The following is a 790-nucleotide window of genomic DNA, read 5'->3' as shown; positions in this document are numbered from 1 at the left end:
CGCATCGTGCTGGAGTCCGACGGCGCCGAGAACGTGCCGCTGGACCCCAACGCCCCGCAGGGGGCTTTCACCGCCGCCCGGGCCGCCAAGGCCGAGGGTGTGCAGATCTCCACGATCTCCTTCGGGACGCCGTACGGCACGGTCGAGTACGAAGGCGCCACCATCCCGGTTCCCGTCGACGACCAGACGCTGCAGAAGATCTGCGAGATCACCGACGGCCAGTCGTTCCACGCCGACAGCCTCGAGTCGCTGAAGAACGTCTATGCGACCCTGCAGCGCCAGATCGGCTACGAGACCGTCAAGGGCGACGCCAGCCTGGCGTGGATGCTGTTGGGGGCAGTCGCGATGGCCGGCGCCATCTTGGCCGGTCTGCTCCTGAACCGCCGGCTGCCCTCCTGAGCGATCAGACCGGGAGCCGCCGGTTGATCAGCAGCGCCAGCGCCGTAGCGATCAGCGCGGTGATGACACCCAGGCGCAACCACCCGGCGCTGCCCGGTCCCGGCACCGTGCGGTAGCCGATGTCCTTCTCGATCGCGTTGTAGCTCTTGGAGAGCTCGGCGACGTTGCTGGCGGTGTAGGACTGCCCGCCGGACAGCTTGGCGATCATCTTCATCTGATCCGTCGCGACCGGGACGGCGACGCGCTGCCCGTCCATCTCGATCTCACCGGTCTTGGTGCCGAACGAGATCGTCGAGATGGGCACCCCCTCGTCGCGGGCCAGCCGCGCCGCGGTGTAGACCCCGTCATGCGGATCGCTGGGGTTGGACGGCTTGTTCTCCTTGCCATCGGA

2 pseudogenes are annotated in these 790 nt (G+C 68.0%); one reads left to right on the top strand and one right to left on the bottom strand.

Going from position 1 to position 790, the window contains the following annotated elements:
• Positions 1-399: pseudogene (locus A5750_RS07125) on the top strand (hypothetical protein); the annotation flags it as partial.
• A 4-nt stretch (positions 400-403) separates the two neighbouring features.
• On the opposite strand, the pseudogene A5750_RS07120 reads toward A5750_RS07125, so the two are convergent.
• Positions 404-790, bottom strand: a pseudogene (locus A5750_RS07120) (hypothetical protein); the annotation flags it as partial.

It is taken from the genome of Mycobacterium sp. 852002-51613_SCH5001154, assembly GCF_001667425.1.
Classification (GTDB): domain Bacteria; phylum Actinomycetota; class Actinomycetes; order Mycobacteriales; family Mycobacteriaceae; genus Mycobacterium.
The sequence above is the reverse complement of the archived record's forward strand: the minus strand, read 5'-3'. Positions and strand labels throughout refer to the sequence as shown.